The 19037-nt window shown below is 70.0% G+C and carries 17 protein-coding genes; 10 read left to right on the top strand and 7 right to left on the bottom strand.

Annotated elements, in window-relative coordinates; all coding sequences use genetic code 11:
* Window positions 1-41: 41 nt before the first annotated feature.
* The 6 genes from J0695_RS05245 to J0695_RS05220 are packed head-to-tail and all read right to left on the bottom strand — an operon-like array spanning window position 42 to window position 6260.
* A complete protein-coding gene (locus tag J0695_RS05245; RefSeq protein ID WP_206960631.1) occupies window positions 42-365 on the bottom strand; it encodes an L-rhamnose mutarotase in 324 nt (107 codons plus the stop codon).
* Window positions 362-1909, bottom strand: a complete 1548-nt coding sequence (locus J0695_RS05240; protein WP_206960630.1) for a sugar ABC transporter ATP-binding protein — start codon at window positions 1907-1909, stop codon at window positions 362-364. Before J0695_RS05240 ends, J0695_RS05245 begins: the two co-directional genes overlap by 4 nt.
* Window positions 1906-2946, bottom strand: coding sequence for an ABC transporter permease (locus tag J0695_RS05235; protein WP_206960628.1), 1041 nt, complete (start codon window positions 2944-2946; stop codon window positions 1906-1908). Before J0695_RS05235 ends, J0695_RS05240 begins: the two co-directional genes overlap by 4 nt.
* On the bottom strand, window positions 2943-4022 hold the full coding sequence (locus tag J0695_RS05230) for an ABC transporter permease (protein ID WP_206960625.1): 1080 nt from the start codon (window positions 4020-4022) through the stop codon (window positions 2943-2945). The genes J0695_RS05235 and J0695_RS05230 overlap by 4 nt, the downstream gene beginning before the upstream one ends.
* Window positions 4019-5107, bottom strand: coding sequence for a mandelate racemase/muconate lactonizing enzyme family protein (locus J0695_RS05225; RefSeq protein ID WP_206960623.1), 1089 nt, complete (start codon window positions 5105-5107; stop codon window positions 4019-4021). The genes J0695_RS05230 and J0695_RS05225 overlap by 4 nt, the downstream gene beginning before the upstream one ends.
* A gap of 49 nt (window positions 5108-5156) precedes the next feature.
* Window positions 5157-6260 (bottom strand): substrate-binding domain-containing protein, encoded by a 1104-nt coding sequence (locus J0695_RS05220; RefSeq protein WP_206960621.1) that lies wholly within the window; start codon window positions 6258-6260, stop codon window positions 5157-5159.
* A gap of 222 nt (window positions 6261-6482) precedes the next feature.
* On the opposite strand from J0695_RS05220, the gene J0695_RS05215 reads away from it, so the two are divergent.
* The 8 genes from J0695_RS05215 to J0695_RS05180 all read left to right on the top strand — a co-directional run bounded on the left by J0695_RS05215 (window position 6483) and on the right by J0695_RS05180 (window position 16125).
* Window positions 6483-7889 (top strand): alpha-L-fucosidase, encoded by a 1407-nt coding sequence (locus J0695_RS05215; protein WP_206960619.1) that lies wholly within the window; start codon window positions 6483-6485, stop codon window positions 7887-7889.
* 264 nt (window positions 7890-8153) lie between these two features.
* Window positions 8154-8987 carry a M55 family metallopeptidase gene (locus J0695_RS05210; protein WP_206960618.1) on the top strand — a complete coding sequence of 278 codons (834 nt, stop codon included), beginning with the start codon at window positions 8154-8156 and terminating at the stop codon, window positions 8985-8987.
* A complete protein-coding gene (locus tag J0695_RS05205; RefSeq protein WP_206960616.1) occupies window positions 8980-10308 on the top strand; it encodes a M20/M25/M40 family metallo-hydrolase in 1329 nt (442 codons plus the stop codon). Before J0695_RS05210 ends, J0695_RS05205 begins: the two co-directional genes overlap by 8 nt.
* Window positions 10309-10342: 34 nt before the next feature.
* Entirely contained in the window at window positions 10343-12316 is a 1974-nt protein-coding gene (locus J0695_RS05200) for a S9 family peptidase (protein ID WP_206960614.1), read from the top strand.
* Window positions 12313-13245, top strand: coding sequence for a S66 peptidase family protein (locus tag J0695_RS05195; protein WP_206960612.1), 933 nt, complete (start codon window positions 12313-12315; stop codon window positions 13243-13245). The genes J0695_RS05200 and J0695_RS05195 overlap by 4 nt, the downstream gene beginning before the upstream one ends.
* 89 nt (window positions 13246-13334) lie before the next feature.
* Complete coding sequence (locus J0695_RS05190) at window positions 13335-15140, top strand: CocE/NonD family hydrolase (RefSeq protein WP_206960610.1); 1806 nt, start codon at window positions 13335-13337, stop codon at window positions 15138-15140.
* 139 nt (window positions 15141-15279) lie between these two features.
* The gene (locus J0695_RS05185) at window positions 15280-15522 is read left to right on the top strand and encodes a lipopolysaccharide assembly protein LapA domain-containing protein (RefSeq protein ID WP_206960608.1); all 243 of its coding nucleotides are present in this window, start codon (window positions 15280-15282) and stop codon (window positions 15520-15522) included.
* Window positions 15523-15567: 45 nt separating this feature from the next.
* The gene (locus tag J0695_RS05180; RefSeq protein ID WP_206960606.1) at window positions 15568-16125 is read left to right on the top strand and encodes a GNAT family N-acetyltransferase; all 558 of its coding nucleotides are present in this window, start codon (window positions 15568-15570) and stop codon (window positions 16123-16125) included.
* Between the two features lie 9 nt (window positions 16126-16134).
* Here J0695_RS05180 and J0695_RS05175 read toward each other — a convergent pair whose 3' ends face one another.
* Window positions 16135-16470: a DUF6204 family protein gene (locus J0695_RS05175; protein WP_206960604.1), complete on the bottom strand. Its 336-nt coding sequence runs from the start codon at window positions 16468-16470 to the stop codon at window positions 16135-16137.
* Window positions 16471-16541: 71 nt separating this feature from the next.
* Between J0695_RS05175 and J0695_RS05170 the strand changes: the two genes are divergently transcribed.
* Together J0695_RS05170 and J0695_RS05165 are read left to right on the top strand one after the other, a co-directional pair.
* Complete coding sequence (locus J0695_RS05170) at window positions 16542-17438, top strand: arginase family protein (protein WP_206960602.1); 897 nt, start codon at window positions 16542-16544, stop codon at window positions 17436-17438.
* Between the two features lie 74 nt (window positions 17439-17512).
* Window positions 17513-19037 (top strand): DUF5107 domain-containing protein (locus tag J0695_RS05165; protein ID WP_206960601.1); only part of this gene is annotated, 1525 nt, incomplete at its 3' end.

Below are 19037 nucleotides of genomic sequence, written 5' to 3'. Positions count from 1 at the left end.
GAAGGTTCGATCGATGGGGAGGAGTCTATCGAGGGCCGCCTCTACTCCATGAGGAACACCTGTTCAAGGCCGGTCCACCACTCCCCGGGCGCCGCTTCGTCGACCGGCTCCTGGCAGGGGTCGGTGAGAGCCCACCACGCCTGTGTCACCGCGTCGCCGCCCATGGCCGCCAGGTCCGCGGGCAGGTCGTCGCCGTGGTACTCGAAGTAGCTGAACAGCCGGTCGCCCAGCAGATGGATCGAGTAGTTGGCGATGTGGGACCGGCGCAGCCGGTCGAGGACCGGCTGCGGGACGTCGCGGTGGAGCTCCCGGTACGCGGCGAGCTTCTCGGGCCGCACCTTGATGACCTGGGCGACGCGCTTCATGCGGGGTTCCTCTCTGCCGGGGCGACGGCCTCCTCGGGGCGGCCGTGGATGAGACGGATGATCCGGCCGCTCATCTCCTCGTAGTCGTGGTCGTTGTCGGTCTCTCCGAGACGGCGGTAGTTGCCCATCACGACGACGCGGTCCGCCAGGGTCACCATCTCGCCGAGGTCGCTGCTGATCAGCAGGATCGCCAGCCCCTTGCCCGCGAGCTCCCAGAGCAGCTCGTGGAAGGCCCTCTTCGTACGGATGTCGACGCCGACGGTGGGCTCGTCGACGATCAGCAGACGGGTGTCGGCGGCGAGCCACTTCGCGAGGCTCACCTTCTGCTGATTGCCCCCGGAGAGCTCTCCGGCGAGCTGCTGCAGTCCCGAGATCCGGATGCCGAGCCTGGCGACCAGGTCCGCCGCCGTGGCGCGCTCCTCCTTCGCCGGTACGTAGCCCAGCGCGCGGGCCAGCTTCCGCCACACGGTGACGGTGATGTTCCGTACGATCGGCTGTTCCAGGAAGACGCCCTCCTCCTTGCGGTTCTCGGTCACGTAACCGATGCCGTGCTTGTGCAGCGCCTGCCGGGGCGAGTTGATCCTCACCGGTGTGCCGTGCACCCGGATCTCGCCGGCTTCTATCCGGTCCAGCCCCAGGATCGCCTTGGCCAGTTCGCTTCGGCCCGCGCCGACGAGTCCGTACAGGCCGACGATCTCGCCGACCCGGACGTCGAGCGAGATGTCGCGGTGCCCCGCGGCGGTGGACACCCCGCTGAGCGCGAGCGCCGGAGGAGAGGCGGTGTCGCACGTCCGCGGGGCGAGGCCGGCCGTCGTATGGGCGCGGCCCACCATCAGGTTCACCACGTCGTCGTGGGTGTACTGCGCGAGGGGCGCGGAGTCCAGTACGGACTGCCCGTCGCGCAGCACCGTGACCGTGTCGCACACCGCGAAGACCTCCTCCAGCTTGTGGCTGACGAAGACGACACAGGTGCCGCGGGCCGCGAGTCTGCGGATCACCTCGAAGAGCCGTTCGGTTTCCTGGGGCGAGAGGGAGGCCGTCGGTTCGTCGAGGAGGAGGACCCGGCTCTCGGTGAACAGGGCCTTCGCGATCTCCACCAACTGCTTCTGCGCGACCGAGAGTTGCCCGACCGGTGTCTGCGGGTCCAGATCCACGCCGATCTCGGCCAGGCACCGCAGCGCCGGGGCCGACATCGCCGCGCGGTCGATCATCCCACGACGGGACGGGGGCGCCTGGAGGCAGATGTTCTCCGCGACGGAGAAGCCGGGCACCAGGTTCCGCTCCTGGTGCACGACCCCGATCCCGGTCCGCGCGGCTTCCAGCGGCGACCGGAACCGTACCGCCTCGCCGCGCCAGAGCAACTGTCCGCCGTCCGGCGGGTGGACCCCGGTGAGGACCTTGATCAGGGTGGACTTCCCGGCGCCGTTCTCGCCCAGCAGCGCGTGTACGGCGCCCGCCTCAAGACGCAGTCCGACGCCGTCCAGCGCGCGGACACCGGGGAAGACCTTGACGATCTCCCGGCCTTCGAGGAGTACTTCACTCATCGTGCACCTCCGGCGGCGGGCAGCGGGGCGGCGGCGGGCAGCGGGGCGGCGACCCGCGACTGGCGGACCCGGCCGCCGACCACGGTGCCCAGGACGACGACGCCGATGAGGAAGTTCACCCAGCTCGGGTCGAGCGAGAACTGCGCCCGGGCGGTGTCGATGAGCCGCATGAGGAAGGCGGCGAGGACGGTGCCGATCACGGCCACCGAGCCGCCGGTGAGCGCGACTCCGCCGATGATGGGGGCCGCGAAACTCGGCAGCAGCCAGTCGCCGCCGACACTGGAGTTGACCCCCGGCAGCGAGGCCGTCGCGGTGACGGCGGCGATGCCGATCAGCAGACCGGAGAGCGTGTGGGCGAGGACGATCTGCCGGTCCGTGGAGATGCCCGACAGCCGTGCGGCGAGGGGATTGCCGCCCGCCGCGAGCAGCCGGCGGCCGGCGATGCCCCGGTGCATGAACAGCGCGAGCAGCGCGGCGGTGGCGACGGCGGTCAGGAAGACCAGCGGGATGTTCAGCGGTGCGGCCGACCCCAGGTCCTTCAGGAAGGAGGAGTAGCCGTCGACGGTACGGGTGCCCACGACGCGGTACTGCGCGCCCAGCAGCATGGTCATGGTGGCGAGCGTGACGATGAAGCCGTTGATCCGGGTGGCCACGATGAACACCCCGGTCAGCATCCCGATCAGCGTGGCGATCAGCAGACCCGCCACCACCACGACCACCATCGGAAGATGGGCGTCGGCCATCAGGACCGCCATCACGGCGGCGGTGAATCCACCCAGGGCGCCGACCGCCAGATTGAGCTGGCCCACGCACAGGGCGACCATCTGGGCCAGCCCGATGAGCACCGGAGTGGCCAGGTACTGCAGGAACGTACGGACGGAGTTCCCCGAGAGGAAGTCGCCCGACGAGGCGATCGCAAGGCCCGCACAGCCCACCAGGACGACGGCGAGCAGGGTCGTCTCGGTGGAGCGCGAGTGCCGCCGGATCGCGGGAGCCACTGAGGTCAGAAGGTCACGGGGGATGTTGGGGATGTTCATGTGGACCGCACCACCTTGCGGTAGGAGACGACGTTACGGATCCGGTCGGCCGACAGGGCCAGCAGCAGGACGCCGCCCAGATAGATGTTCAGGCTCTCAAGACCGACCCCGAGCAGATCGAGCCCCTTGCGGATCACGTCCACCAGCGAGGTGCCGAGCAGGGCACCGAGCACGGAGACGACTCCGCCGGTCAGCAGCGTGCCGCCGAGCACCGCTCCGAGGAACGAGGGGAGCATGAACTCCCCGCCGATGGAGGCCCGGAAGGACCCGGTGCTGACGGCGGCCATGAAGCCTGCCAGTGCGGCCAGCAGCCCGGAGAGGGCGTGGGCGGTGATGATGCGCCGGCCGGTCGGGATGCCGGAGAGTTCGGCTGCGGCCGGGTTCGCCCCGGTGAGGAGCAGCTCCCGGCCGGTGCGGGTGTAGCGGTAGAGGAAACCGAGGCCGACCAGTGCCAGTACGGCGAACTGCCCCAGCTGGGGTATCGCGTTCGAGCCGCAGATGGGGCCGGCGCAGATGTCGGCGAGCGAGTAGCTGCGCAGCTCCGCCATGCCCGACGGAGTCGTGGTGAAGGCGGCGTTGTCGGTCAGCGCCGTGTAGAGCAGTGAGACGAGGCCGAGGAGTGCGAAGTCCATGGCCAGGGTGACGACGAAGGAGCTCACTCCTGTACGTGCGATGACCCATCCGGCGAGCGCCCCGATGGCGGTGCCCGCGACCAGGCAGAGCAACAGGCCCAGGATCAGCGGGAGATGGAGCCGGTCGTAGCCGAGCCCGGCGAACATCGCGCCGAAAGAGGCCATCCGTCCCACGGCGAGATTCATGTGCCCCACCGACAGCACGACCATCTGGGCGAGCGCCACCACGGTCAGCGTGGAGATGTCGCTCAACAGGGGGAAGAGGACGAACTGGGCGTTGAAGAAGGCGGGGCGCAGCAGCCCGAACAGCGCGGCCAGAGCGATGACCAGCACGAAGAGCCCGAGCTGCTGGTTGACCCAGAAGGGCAGCCGGCCCGAGGGTCCTGCCGTTTCGGCGGTGGCGTCCGGTGCGGGCGGTGCGGGCGGTGCGGTCGTGGTGCTCATGCCACCGTCCGATCGTCCACGGCGTCGCGGTCCCAGTCGATCCCGATGCCGGGCTCCTCGGGAGCGACGGCGCGTCCGTCCCGTATGGCGATCTCCGAGCGGGTGACGGCCCTCAACTGCGGTATGTACTCGACGAACCGGCCGTTGGGCACGGCCGCGACGAGGCTGACGTGCAGCTCCATCAGGAAGTGCGGGCAGACCATGACGTTGAAGGTCTCGGCGAGATGGGCGACCTTCAGCCAGGGTGTGATGCCGCCGACGCGGGCCACGTCGACCTGGACGACGGAGGCGGCGCCGGACTCCAGGTACTGCCGGAACTGCAGGGGAGAGTAGAGGGATTCACCCACGGCCACGGGGATCGAGGTCGCCCGTGCCAGCCGTGCGTGACCGCTCACGTCGTCCGCGGGCAGTGGCTCCTCCAGCCAGAACGGGGCGTAGGGCTCCAGTGCCGCGGCGAGGCGGAGCGCGGAGGACGCGGTCTGCGACTGGTTGGCGTCCGTCATGATGTGCAGGGCGGGTCCGACGGCCTCCCGTACGGCGCGCAGCCGCTCGACGTCCTCGGACACCTGCTCCTTGCCCACCTTGATCTTCACTCCTGACCACCCCTTGTCCCGGGCCTCCAGCGCGCCCTTGACGAGGTCCTCGGTGCTGAGGTGCAGCCAGCCGCCCTCGGTGTCGTACAGCGGCACGTCCTGGCGGAATCCGCCGGCCAGCCGCCACAGCGGTTCACCGGCGCGTTTGCACCGCAGGTCCCACAGGGCGGTGTCGACCGCCGCGAGGGCGAGCGAGGTGATCGCCCCGACGGTCGTGGCGCGCGTCAGGGAGAACAGCTCCTGCCACAGCCCCTCGACGAGGCGGGCGTCCCGTCCGATCAGCCGGGGGAGGAGGTGGTCGCGCAGCATCGCGAGGACCGACGAGCCGCCGGTGCCGATGGTGTACGCGTATCCGGTGCCGGTGAGGCCTTCGGACGTGGTGAGGTCGACGAGGATCGTCTCTTGTTTGACGAATGCCTGGACTGCGTCGGTGCGTTCCGTCTCGACCTCGAGGTCGGCGAGATGAGCCGTGGCAGCGGTGATGGTGCTCATGGGGTCCTGTCAGCTCCGGGGTCACGCGGGGTTACGGGGAGGGTGCCGGTCAGCGGCAGTTGAGGAGTTCGCCGGCGAACTGCTTCTTCAGGGCGGCGGTCTTGGCCCTGCGGGCGGTGTCGTAGTCGGCGATGTTCTTGCTTGTCACGACGAACGACCCGGAGTCGACCGTGACGCCGGGGGTCCGCATCGTGCACTGCTTGGTCTGCAGCAGGCCGAGCACCCAGGAACCGATGTCCGCCTGGCCGACCGGGTTCTGCACGACGGTCGCGCTCACGGAGCCGTTCCTGATCGAGCCGATGATCTTGGCGTCGTCGTCGATCGCGACCACCTTCGCCTTCGATCCGGAGCTCTGCACCGCCTCGGCGGCGGCGACCGCGGGGTTGTAGGCCGTGGCGACGATGCCCTGGATCCCCTTGCCCTTGGCGGCCATCAGGTCGGAGACCGCCTTCTGTGCGGTCTGGAGGTCCTTGTCGATGTCGGTGACCGTCTGCAGGAGCCTGACCTTCCCGCCCGATTCACCGACCGCCTTCGCCACGCCCTTGATGCGCAACTGGGTGTTGGCGTCGACGTTGTTGCCGGTGAGATGGACCAGGGTGCCCTTGCCGCCCATCTCGCCGATGGCGGCCTCGGCTGCCTTGTACGCGGCGAGTTCGACGTCCGTGGAGAGACAGAAGTCGGCCTTGTCGACGCCGCCCGCGGGGCAGGAGCCGAGCGAGGCGACGGAGAGTCCCTGTGACTTGAGGCGGGCGAACGTGCTGTTGATGTCGGTCGGTGAGACCCCGAAGACGCCGAACGCGTTGTAGCCGCGGGCGGCGAGGGACGACAGCAGGTCGTTCTGCTTCTGCTGGTCCCACTCGGCGGTCTCGTCGAACGTCACGTCGCCGAGTTTGTAGGTGCTCCGGGCGGTCTGCCCGGCCTGCTTCCAGGGCTGGAAGTAGGGGTGCGCCCCGCCGGGGACCAGCGCGATCTTCACGCCCGAACCGTCGGCCAGTTCGGCCGATCCGCCGCCCGTGTGCGTCGCCGCTCCGGCGGCCGCGTTCGCCGGGCCCCCGGAGTTCTTCACGGTGCAGCCCACCGCGGCGGCAGCCAGGAACGTTCCTGCGGCGGCGGCCGAGACGGTTCTCAGTAGGACCTGGTTCTTCACGGTCATCTACCCCAATCCCATAGGATATTTGCACCGCGATGTTGCGCTGGCCTGGTGGCCACGTCAAGGCGTGGGGCGTGGGAAAGCGGGAATTCTGCGACCAACACTGGGTTAAACAGCAGTAATTGGTGAGGTATCACCACGGCGGGGACCGTTCCTGTCACACGCCTTGACTTCTCACTGGAGCGCCAAAATCATATATGAAAATTCTCCGACGAGGAGGTAGGCGTGAGACGCTCCGTGAGGACGTATCTCATCGGCGTACTGGCTGTGCTGAGCCTGTTGACGACAGCTGTACAGACCGGCTTCGCCGCAACACCGGGCACGACACCGCCGGCCGGCAGCGAGCTGAGGGACCTGGCCATCGGTTCGGCCGCGACGCAGAGCAGTACCGCGTACGAAGGCGCTGCGGACCGGGCGACCGACGGCAGCCACAACGGCATTTTCCCTTCCGGGTCGGTAAGCCACACCGCGCAGCAGGCAGAGCCGTGGTGGCAGACGGACCTCGGCCGCCGGCAGGCTCTCACCAAGATCGTCGTATGGAACCGCACCGACTGCTGCACCGAGCGGCTGTCGAACTTCTGGGTCCTGGTCTCCGACCATCCCTTCGGGGCTCAGGGGCTGGCGGAGGCCAAGGCGGAGAGCGGGGTGAGCTCGTACCGGATCGGATCGCTCACCGGACAGTCGGCCGAGGTCGCCCTGACCCGCAAGGCCCGCTACCTGCGCATCCAGCTGGAAGGGACCGACTACTTGACCCTCGCCGAGGTGCAGGTGTTCGGCAACGAGATCGTCAAGCCCGCCCCGGCCGCGCAGAAGTGGGTGAAGGACAACCCCTTCGGCATGTTCATGCACTTCAACATGTCCACGTACCAGGACGCGCAGTGGGCCGACCCCAACGGCAACCCCGCCGACTTCAACCCGACGAATCTGGACGCCGACCAGTGGGCGAAGTCCATGAAGGCGGCCGGGATGCAGTTCGGCGTGCTCACGGCCAAGCACCACGACGGTTTCGCCCTGTGGCCGACGAAGTACTCCGACTACTCCATCGCCGCCAGCCCGTACAAGAACGGCAAGGGCGACATCGTCCGCGAGTACGTCGACGCCATGCACGCCAACGGTCTCAAGGTCGGCCTCTACTTCTCCATCTGGGACCGGCACAACGGCGACAGCACCGAGCTCATCGAGAACCAGCTCCGTGAGCTGCTGACCGAGTACGGACAGATCGACTACCTCTGGTTCGACGGCTGGGGCTGGAACATCCCGTACTCCCAGATCCCCTACCAGCCCGTCCGCGACATGATCCGCAAGACGTCGCCGCGCACTGTCGTCGCGAACAACGACCACGAGGACACGCTCCGGACCACCGACGTCATCGTCTACGAGGTGCCGGTGCAGGGCATGCCGCCCGCCACCAACCCGCGGCCCACCGATGCCAGCGACACGCTCGACACCAACCGCACGTGGTTCCACACGACGGGCACCGGCGCTCCGCGGCCGGCCGACGAGATCGTCTCCAACCTCCAGAAGGCCAACGCGGGCAATGCCCTGTTCCTGCTGAACGTGGCACCTGACCTGACCGGCCGCATCCCCGACGAGTACGTCGACCGATTGAAGGAGATCGGTCAACTGCACTGACGGAGCGCGAGAGTCGCTGTCATGGAGAGCACGGTCCGTCCCTACGGGCCGTGCTCGCCACCGGTTCGGCGACAGGCGGGCCGGCTCCGGCGCACTCACCTCGCGCGACGTAGTGTTGACCTTGGCCGTCGATATCGGACTGCCGGCGAATTGCCTGGTCGGACGGCGTACGGGGTGTGTGCGGAGCGGTATTAGAGGTCTGGACCTGTAGTAGTTATCCACAGGCCTGGATCGGGCGATCCGGACCGCGTACGGTTTCGAGTCATGAAGATCCTCATCAGCGCCGACATGGAAGGCGCGACGGGTGTGACCTGGCCCGCCGACGTGCTGCCGGGCACCCCGCAATGGGAGCGCTGCCGCTCCATGTTCACCTCCGACGTGAACGCGGCCGCGCTCGGCTTCTTCGACGGGGGCGCCGATGAGGTGCTCGTCAACGAGGCCCACTGGTCCATGCGCAATCTGCTCTTGGAGCAGATGGACGAACGAGTACAGATGCTCACCGGACGTCACAAGTCGCTCTCCATGGTGGAGGGGGTGCAGCACGGGGACGTCGACGGCATCGCCTTCATCGGGTACCACACGGGCGCCGGGATGGAGGGTGTGCTGGCGCACACCTATCTGGCCAACCAGCTCACCGGTGTGTGGCTGAACGGCAAGCGCGCGAGCGAGGGTCTGCTCAACGCTCATGTGGTCGCGGAGTACGGCGTCCCCGTGGTGCTCTTCACCGGTGACGACCTGGCCTGCGAGGACGCCCTGGGGTATGCGCCCGAAGCCCGCAAGGTGGCGGTGAAGGACCACGTCTCGCGCTATGCGGCGGTGTGCCGCACCCCGGCGCGTACCGCGGCCGAGATCCGCGCGGCGGCCAAGGACGCGACATCGCTGGCCGTACGGCACGCACCGGTGCGCGGCGAGGACTTCACCGTGGAGATGGAGTTCGACGCCGAGCACCTGGCGGCGGCCGCCACCGTGGTGCCGGGGGCCGAACGGAGTGGCGAGCGCCGCGTCGTGTACACCAGCGAGACGATGTACGAGTGCATTCGCACCTTCAAGGCGGTCACGACGATCGTCTCGGCCGCAGTGGAGGAGCAGTATGGCTGACATGCAGGCAGTTGATTCCCGGGCCCTCGACGAGGTGGTCACCTTCACCTCGGAGCTGATCCGGATCGACACCACCAACAGGGGCGACGGCGACTGCCAGGAGCGCCCGGCCGCGGAGTACGTGGCGGAGCGGCTGGCGGACGCCGGTCTCGAGCCCACCCTGCTGGAGCGCACGCCGGGGCGTACGAACGTGGTCGCCAGGATCGAGGGCACCGATCCCTCCGCCGACGCCCTGCTCGTCCACGGTCACCTCGACGTGGTCCCTGCCGAGCCCGCCGACTGGACCGTGCACCCTTTCTCCGGGGAGATCAGGGACGGCATGGTGTGGGGCCGCGGCGCGATCGACATGAAGAACATGGACGCGATGGTGCTCTCCGTCGTACGGGCATGGGCGCGCAACGGCATCAGACCGCGGCGCGACATCGTCATCGCGTACACCGCCGACGAAGAGGCCAGCGCGGAGGACGGGTCCGGCTTCCTCGCCGATCAGCACCCCGGACTCTTCGAGGGCTGCACCGAAGGCATCAGCGAATCCGGGGCCTACTCCTTCCACCCCGGCTCCGGCATGGAGATCTACCCGATCGCGGCCGGCGAGCGCGGCACGGGCTGGCTGAAGCTCACCGCTCACGGCCGGGCGGGACACGGCTCCAAGGTGAACGGGGCCAACGCGGTGACCCGGCTGGCCGCGGCCATGACCCGGATCGGCGAGCACGAGTGGCCCATCCGGCTCACCCCGACGGTGCGGGCCGCACTGCGCGAGCTCGCCGAGCTGTACGGCATCGAGGCCGACATCGACGCCGGATTCGACGTGGACGCGCTCCTGGAGAAGCTCGGCCCGGCCGCCGCGCTGGTCGAGGCGACCGTGCGCAACAGCTCCAACCCGACCATGCTGGACGCCGGCTACAAGGTCAATGTCATCCCGGGACGCGCGACCGGCTTCGTCGACGGCCGTGTGCTGCCCGGCGGGGAGGCGGAGTTCCAGGAGACGCTCGACCGGCTCACAGGGCCGGACGTGGAGTGGGAGTTCGCGCACCGGGAGATCGCACTCCAGGCGCCCGTGGACTCCCCGACCTTCGCCAAGCTGCGTGCCGCCGTGGAGCATTTCGCACCGGGGGCGTACGTGGTGCCGTTCTGTATGTCGGGCGGCACCGACGCCAAGCAGTTCTCCCGGCTCGGCATCACGGGCTACGGCTTCTCGCCGGTCAAGATGCCCGTCGGACTCGATTACCAGGCGCTCTTCCACGGAGTGGACGAGCGCGTACCTGTCGATGGTCTGCACTTCGGAGTCAAGGTGCTCGACCACTATCTGCAGTCAGCCTGAACAGACTGTTCCACCTGAGGGGAGTTGGGAGAACATGGTGCCCACGGGGTCGTACGGAACCTGGCCGTCGCCGATCGACGGGGCGCTCGCGGCCTCGCACGACGGGATGCCCGAGTACGTCGGAGTGATCGGCGACGAGGTCTGGTGGACCGCGCCGCGGCCTGCCGAGGGAGGCAGGCGGGCGCTGATGCGGCGGCGGGCGGACGGCGCCGAGGAATCGGTGCTGCCCGCTCCCTGGAACGTGCGCAGCCGGGTCATCGAGTACGGCGGCCGGCCCTGGGCCGGCGTGCTGACCGGCGCAGGACGGCCGCTCGTCGTCTTCGTCCACTTCCCCGACCAGCGGCTGTACGCGTACGAGCCGGACAGCGGCGCGGAGCCCAGGCCCCTGACGCCCGTCTCGGCGGTCGGCGGCGGGCTGCGCTGGGTGGACCCCACGATCCGCCCCGATGCGGATGAGGTCTGGTGCGTACTGGAGGAGTTCACCGGTGAGTCGCCGACCGATGTGCGCCGGGTGATCGTCGCCGTACCCCTGGACGGATCGGCGGCCGGTGACCGGGGCGCGGTGCGTGAACTCTCCGACGGACAGCACCGGTTCGTCACCGGGCCGCGGCTCTCGCCCGACGGGCGGCAGGCCGCGTGGATCGGCTGGGATCATCCGCGGATGCCGTGGGACGGCACCGAGGTGATGCTCGGCCAGGTGGCGGCCGACGGCCCCTTCGCCGAGGTGAGGACCGTGGCCGGAGGCCCGGAGGAGTCCATCCCGCAGGTCGGCTGGACGGCCGACGGGCAGTTGCTCATCGCCTCCGACCGCAGCGGCTGGTGGAACCTCTACCGGGGCCCTGAGGCGACCCCGCTCTGTGCCCGCGATGAGGAGTTCGCCGGGCCGCTGTGGAAGATCGGGCTGCAGTGGTTCCAGCCGCTGGAGAACGGACTGATCGCCGTCATCCACGGCGCGGGCACCACCACCCTGGGCATCCTCGACCCGGAGACCGCCGAACTGGTCGACGCCGCGGGCCCCTGGACCGCGTGGGCGTCGACCCTCGCCGTGCACGGCACCCGGGTCGTCGGCGTCGCCGCCAGCCCGCGCAGCGGGTACGAGGTCGTGGAGCTCGACACCCGCACCGGCCGCACCCGGGTCATAGGCTCGGCGCACGACGACGCCGTGGACCCCGCGTACTGTCCCGAGCCGCAGATCCGCACCTTCACCGGACCCGACAGCCGGGACATCCACGCCCACATCTACCCGCCGCACAGCCCCGACCGGATCGCGCCCGCCGACGAGCTGCCGCCCTATGTGGTGTGGGCGCACGGCGGGCCCACCGGGCACGCACCGCTCGTACTCGACCTGGAAATCGCCTACTTCACCTCGCGCGGCATCGGCGTCGCGGAGGTCAACTACGGCGGATCGGCCGGCTACGGACGGGAGTACCGCAACCGGCTGCGCGAGCAGTGGGGCGTCGTCGACGTCGAGGACTGCGCCGCCGTCGCCCGAGCGCTCGCGGCCGAGGGCACCGCCGATCCCGCCCGGCTGGCGATCCGCGGCGGCAGCGCGGGCGGCTGGACCACGGCAGCCTCACTCGCGTTCACCGATGTCTACGCCTGCGGCACCGTGCTCTTCCCGATCCTCGACCTCACCGACTGGGCATCGGCCGACGGCACGCACGATTTCGAGTCGCAGTACCTGGAGAGCCTGATCGGGCCGTTCGCCCAGGTCCCCGACCGCTACCGGGACCGTTCGCCCGCCCAGCACGCGGAGAGCGTCACCGCGCCCTTCCTGCTCCTCCAAGGGCTCGACGACGTGATCTGCCCGCCCGTGCAGTGCGAGCGGTTCCTGGCGCAGATGGCGGGGCGCGGCATCCCGCACGCGTACCTCACCTTCGAGGGGGAGGGGCACGGCTTCCGGAAGGCGGACACCCTGATCCGCGCACTGGAGGCAGAACTCTCGCTCTACGCCCAGACCTTCGGCATCTCCCGCCCCGACGTCCCCGCACTGGAGCTCGACAAGTGACCCTCACGCCCCTGACCCGGCCCACGCGACTGCGGCCGGGGGCCAAGGTCGCCGTCGTGGCCCCGAGCGGGCCGCTGCCCGAGGACCGGCTGCAGGCCGGTCTGGACATCCTGCGCGGCTGGGACCTGGACCCGGTCGTCATGCCCCATGTCCTGGACCGGCACCCGCAGTTCCCGTACCTCGCCGGCAGCGACGAGGTGCGCGCCCGGGATCTCCAGGAGGCCTGGTGCGACCCGTCCGTCGACGCGGTGTTCTGCGCCCGTGGCGGGTACGGCGTCCAGCGCATGGTCGATCTGCTCGACTGGACGGCGATGCGCGCCGCCGGTCCCAAGGTCTTCCTCGGCTACAGCGACATCACCGCCCTGCACGAGGCGTTCGCCGTCCGGGCGGGGCTCGCCACCCTGCACGGGCCGATGATCGCGGCCGTCTCCTTCCTCAAGGACGCCCACACCCAGGAGTCCCTGCGGGCCACGCTCTTCGAGCCCGAGTCGGTCCGGAGCCTCGGGCTCGGCACGGCCCGCCCCCTCGTCCCTGGGCAGGCCCGGGGCATCACCCTGGGCGGCTGCGTCTCCCTGCTCGCCGCCGATCTCGGAACGCCGCACGCCCGTCCTTCCGCGCGCGGCGGGCTGCTGCTGATCGAGGACATCGGCGAGGAGCCGTACCGCCTCGACCGGATCCTCACGCAACTCCTGCGCTCCGGCTGGCTGGACGGGGTCGCCGGGATCGCCCTCGGTTCATGGGAGGAGTGCGGACCGTACGACGAGGTGCGCGCGCTGCTCCTGGACCGGCTCGGGCCGCTCGGTGTGCCCGTCGTCGAAGCGCTCGGTTTCGGCCACTGCACCACATCGGAGACCATGCCGCTGGGCGTGCCCGCGCTGCTCGACGCCGACGCGGGCACCCTCACCCTGGACGTGCCGGCCCTGAACTGACCCCGGCTCAACAACTCTTGTCATGAGCGTTGACACGCCTATGACACGTGTCACAGCATGAGCGCGGCGCCGTACCTACCGGTCGGTACATGGTCCTCAGTGTGGAGGTCGTCCTGTCCAGATCCCGTAAAGCGCTCGCCATGGCCGTCGGTGCGGCAGCCCTGGCCGCACCGCTGACCTTCACCGGCCCCGCGAGCGCCACGACCGCCGAATACACCGTCACCCCGCTGAAGTTCACCGTCCAGGCGGGCGGACGCAGCTGCACCGTGGACGCCGACCTCTACCGTCCGGCCGGCGTCGACAGGCGGCACACCGCGCCCGCCGTTCTCACGACCAACGGCTTCGGCGGCTCCAAGTCCGACGGCGGGACCGACGCCACGGCGAAGGCCTTCGCGGCCCGCGGCTATGTCGCACTCGCCTACTCCGGCCTCGGCTTCGGCAAGTCCGGCTGCCTGATCTCCCTCGACGACCCGCGCATCGACGGCCGTGCCGCCTCCCGGCTCGTCGACTTCCTGGCGGGCAGCGTGGCCGCCGACGACGGCACCAGGGCGGACTACGTCACCAGCGACGGCCGGGGCGACCCGCGCGTGGGCATGATCGGCGGGTCCTACGGCGGCGCCGTCCAGATGGCCGCCGCCTCGGTCGACCACCGTATCGACGCACTCGTACCGATGATCACCTGGAACGACCTCTCCTACGCGCTCGACCCGAACAACGCAGGGCAGCGCAAGGGGGTCAGCTCCGACACCGCGGGCGTCTTCAAGTACCAGTGGTCCAACGGCTTCTACCTCATCGGCGAGAGCCAGCCGATCCTCAACCCCGGCAGCCTCGACCCCTCCCGCATCAACTCGCTGCCCTGTCTGCATTTCACCACCCCGGCCTGCGACACGATGCGGCTCCTCAACTCGGGCAGCTACCCCGCGAGCGGGACCAAGGCCATGCAGGAGTACGCCCGCAGCGTCTCCCCGGTCACCTACCTGAAGCACGTCAAGGCGCCCACGCTTCTCGTCCAGGGCCAGACCGACAGCCTGTTCAACCTCAACGAGGCGACGGCGACGTACAAGACGCTCAAGGCGCAGGGCACCGAGACCAAGATGATCTGGCAGTCCGCGGGCCACAGCGGCGGCCAGGTGCCGGGTGAGCTCAACTTCGCCCAGGGGAACCTGGAGACCAGCTACACCGGGCAGCGCATCCTGGCCTGGTTCGACCGCTACCTCCAGCACCGGCACGGCACCGACACCGGCCCCGCCTTCGCGTACTACCGCTCCTATCAGAGCGGCTACGGCGAAGCCCGCACGGTCCCCGCCCCGTCCCAGAAGCTGTACCTCTCCGGCGACGGGAAGCTCGTCGACAACCGGCGCAAGGTCGAAAGGGGCAGCCGTACGTACACGAACCTGCTCACCCCCACCAGCCACTCCGAGTTCTCCCTCGCGGGCTCGCTCGGCCTGCCGGACCCCAAGCCGTTCGACACCCCGGGCACCTATCTGGGCTGGTCCACCGCTCCGCTCACCGAGGCGGTCGACGTCGTCGGCTCGCCGAAGGCGACGCTCAAGGTCGTCTCGCCGGTGGCCGCACGGGCCCAGCGGTCCGGCGACGGAGCGGACAAGCTCGTCCTCTTCGCCAAGGTCTACGACGTGGCGCCCGACGGGACGAAGACGCTGGTCAACCGGCTCGTCGCACCCGTTCGCGTACCGGATGTGAACAAGGCGTTCACGGTGAATCTCCCCGGTATCGTGCACCGCTACGAGGCAGGACACCGTCTGGAGTTCGTGATCGCCGCGAGCGACGACGCCTATGTCGGCAACCGGGGCATCAAGCCGGTGACGGTGGTCAGCGCCCCTGGCTCGAAGGGGACGCTGGAGCTCCCGGTCGTCAGCGGATCGCTGCCGGAGTGAGCGCGGGGTGACGCGTTCCCGGGGGCCGCTCCGCCGGGAACGCGTCACCCGTACGGCCCGCCACCTGCCGCGCCCGTGCCGGTCTCTGCCCATGCTTGATCCTGGGGGCGGTGTCACATCCCAGGAGAAGGGCCTGACCATGAGCTCCAAGGAAACATCGGGCGGAGCCCGGAGCGGCCTCGGAGGCCAGTTCACGCCTGCCAGGATCGCGGTGATCGCGCTCGCGGTCCTCGCGCTGGTCTTCATCTTCGAGAACACCCGACAGGTCACCATCCGGCTGCTGATCCCCGAAGTCTCGATGCCGCTCTACATGGCCCTGCTCGCGATGTTCGTGGTCGGCGTCCTGTGCGGCGGCTACTTCTTCAGGCGGCGCAACAAGTGAAGGCCCCGACGGGGGCCGGACCCCTCGCCTGAGTACGCTGGCGCGATGTCTGCCGACGTCATCTATCTCGCCGAGGGCCCCCGCGTGGGCATACGCCACTTCTCGCAGGGCGACGCCGAGGAGTTCACCACGCTGGCCGGGGAGAGCCGCGCCCTGCACCACCCGTGGCTCTCCCCGCCCACCGACGCCGGGGCGTTCATGGTCTACGCGCGGAGGCTGGCCCAGGACCCGGCCAGGGCCGGATTCCTGCTCTGCGAGCGCGACGGCGGTGCGCCGGGCCGTATCGCGGGCTTCATCAACATCAACAACATCGTCGAGGGCGCCTTTCTGAGCGGAGCGCTCGGATACGGCGCCTTCGCGCACTCCACGGGCCGCGGTCTGATGGGCGAGGGCCTCGGCCTGGTGACGCGGTACGCCTTCGGGACCCTGGGGCTGCACCGGCTGGAGGTGAACATCCAGCCCGCCAACAAGGCGTCGATCGCGCTGGTGCGCAGAGCGGGCTACCGGCTGGAGGGGTACTCGCCGGACTTCCTGCACATCGACGGGGCGTGGCGGGACCACGAGCGCTGGGCGATCACCGCGGAAATGCTCTCCCGCACCTGACGGAGCGCTTCAGCGGCCCTTGCGGTTGATCTTCATCGTGTCCATGTCGGTGACGGTCGAGCGCAGATCGCGGAAACCGTGCCCGAGGGACCTGAGCGCCGTCTCCGCACGGTCCTCGGCGATCGCGCCTGCCATCTCCTCGCCGTCCGCCGCGTCCGAGACGACGGCATAGCGGTACGAGAAGTGCTTGAGCACGGTGTCGTAGGTGAGCGAGCCCTCCTCGCTGAATTTCATCCCCGCGAGGCCGTGCTCACCGGCCCCGGCGAGCAGCTCGGTGCGGGACGCGTCCGTCAGGCCGTCCCAGACTCCCCGGACGATCACCCGGTACGTGTGCTGCGTGCTCATCTCCGCTGCCCCATTCACTCGCTCCACCACAGGCCGTTGACGATCTAGGGTACGGCGCTGACGATGGGCTCATGCGACGCATCGTGGTCATCGACGCCCCGTCCAACCTGGGTCTGCGGCCGCCGGCCCCGGGGACCGTCCCCGGCTGCTACAAGCTGGCGGGCGCGCTGCGGGAGCAGCGCCTGGTGCAGCGGCTCGGGGCGTACGAGGGCGGGGTCGTCGTGCCGCCCCGCTACGACCGCGGGGTATGGCAGGAGGGGGACGGCGTCTTCAACGCGGCCGCGATCGCCGCGTACACGCCCCGGCTGGCCGACCGCATCGAGCGGCATGTGCGGGCGGGGGACTTCCCTCTCGTCCTCGGCGGCGACTGCTCGATCCAGCTCGGCGCCTCGCTCGCCCTGCGCCGGATCGGCCGGTACGGCATCGCGGTGATCGACGGGTCGTCGGACTTCAGGCACCCGGGGAACTCGGACGGCGTCGGGGCCGCGGCGGGGGAGGAGCTGGCGCTCGCCACCGGGCGCGGGCAGGACGACCTGACCGATCTGGAGGGGTTGCGTCCGTACGTACGCGACGAGGACATCCGGGTCTTCGGCATCCGCGACTACGACGAAGAGCGCGCGGAACTGGGCGAGTTGAAGATCCCGACCATGTCCGTCGGCGAACTGCGCCAGTGGGGTGTGGCCGAGCTCGCGGACGCCGCCGTGCAGACCCTCGAAGCCCCGGTGACCAAGGGGTTCTGGGTCCATCTGGACGCCGACGTCCTGGACCCGTCCGTGATGCCCGCCGTGGACAGCCCCGATCCGGGCGGGCTGCTCCCCGACGAACTGCGGGTGCTGCTCGCGAGGCTGCTGCGGTCCGAGCGCTGCGTGGGGCTCAATCTGACCGTTTACGACCCGGACCTTGACCCCGAAGGGGTTGCGGGCGCACTCTTCGCCGACCTTGTGGTGGACGCTTTTGCGCAATCCTGACCCGGGGAACCCCTGGTCAGCAGGGCTCGGCCAGTGTTCCATGGTCACCAAGGCAATCGATCGAGGAGGCTGCCTTGGCCACGACTGTGCGACGTGCCGTACTGACTCTGCCCGCCGCCCCGTTGGGGCCGGAGAATCCGCTGCCGGCGCTCCGGCCGCTCGACGAGACGCATGTCGTCGACGTTGCCGAAGAGGGCCGGCGCGACCTCCCCCGGGACATGGCGCGGCAACTGGGTTACGAACCGCTCCGTACCCTTCTGCCCGTCCGCGTCCTCGACGGATACGGGCGGGAGCGGACCCCGACCGGTCTTGACGCGATCATCATCGAGAACGACCGGTTGCGGGTCACGGTCCTGCCCGGCCTCGGCGGCCGTATCCAGTCCCTCTTCCACAAGACGACCGGCCGCGAACTGCTCTACCGCAACCCGGTCCTGCAGCCCGCCGACTTCGCCCTCAACGGCGCCTGGTTCTCCGGCGGCATCGAGTGGAACATCGGCGCCACCGGCCACACCACCCTCACCTGTGCCCCGCTGCACGCCGCCGTCGTCCCCGCCCCCGACGGCGGCGAGATGGTCCGCCTCTGGGAGTGGGAGCGGCTGCGCGACCTGCCCTACCAGGTGGACCTCTGGCTCCCCGCCGACTCCGACTTCCTGTACGTCGGCGTGCGCATCCGCAACCCGCACGAGCAGGCCGTCCCCACCTACTGGTGGTCCAACATCGCCGTCCCCGAGGACGAGACGACGCGGATCGTCGCGCCCGCCGACGAGGCCTGGCACTTCGGGTACGAACGCAGTCTGCGCCGGGTCCCCGTACCCGAGTTCGGTGGCGTGGACCGCAGCTACCCGCTGCGCAGCGAGCACGCGGCGGACTACTTCTACGAGCTCCCCGAGGACGCCCGCCGCTGGATCGCCTCACTCGACGCGACGGGCCAGGGCCTCGTCCAGACCTCCACCGACCAGCTGCGCGGCCGCAAGCTCTTCCTCTGGGGCTCGGGGACCGGCGGACGCCGCTGGCAGGAGTGGCTGACCGAGCCGGGCACCCCGGGGTACGCGGAGATCCAGGCCGGCCTGGCCCGCACCCAGCTGGAGCACATCAAGCTCGAAGCGGGCGCGGAGTTCAGCTGGCTGGAGGCGTACGGACCGCTCGCCGGCGACCCCGCCGCGGTGCACGGCGCCGACTGGACCGCCGCCCGTACGGAGGCCGAGGCGCGACTGGAGGCGGCGCTGCCCCGCGCCCAGGTCGACGCGGCGTACGAGGCCTGGCGCCCGTACGCCGACCACGAGCCCACCGAGACGCTGGCCACCGGATCGGGCTGGGGCGCCCTGGAAGTCCTGCGCGCGGGCCACAAGCTCCCCGGCACCCCCTTCGACGAGTCGGCGCTCGACGAGGAGCAGGCGCCCTGGGCGGAGCTCTACCGCTCGGGCACCTTCCCCGTGCCGCGCCGCGTCATCCCGCCGGGCCCGACCCTGGTGGCCGCGCACTGGCGCGACATGCTGGAGACCGCACCCGCCGAACCTCTCACCGAGTACCACCTCGGTGTCGCCCAGTGGCATGCGGGGGACACCGCGCAGGCGGTCCGCAGCTGGGAGCGCGGGCTCG

The sequence above is a fragment of the Streptomyces beijiangensis genome (assembly GCF_017315755.1).
Taxonomy (GTDB): Bacteria; Actinomycetota; Actinomycetes; order Streptomycetales; family Streptomycetaceae; genus Streptomyces; species Streptomyces beijiangensis.
This window is presented reverse-complemented; position numbering and strand designations above follow the sequence as displayed.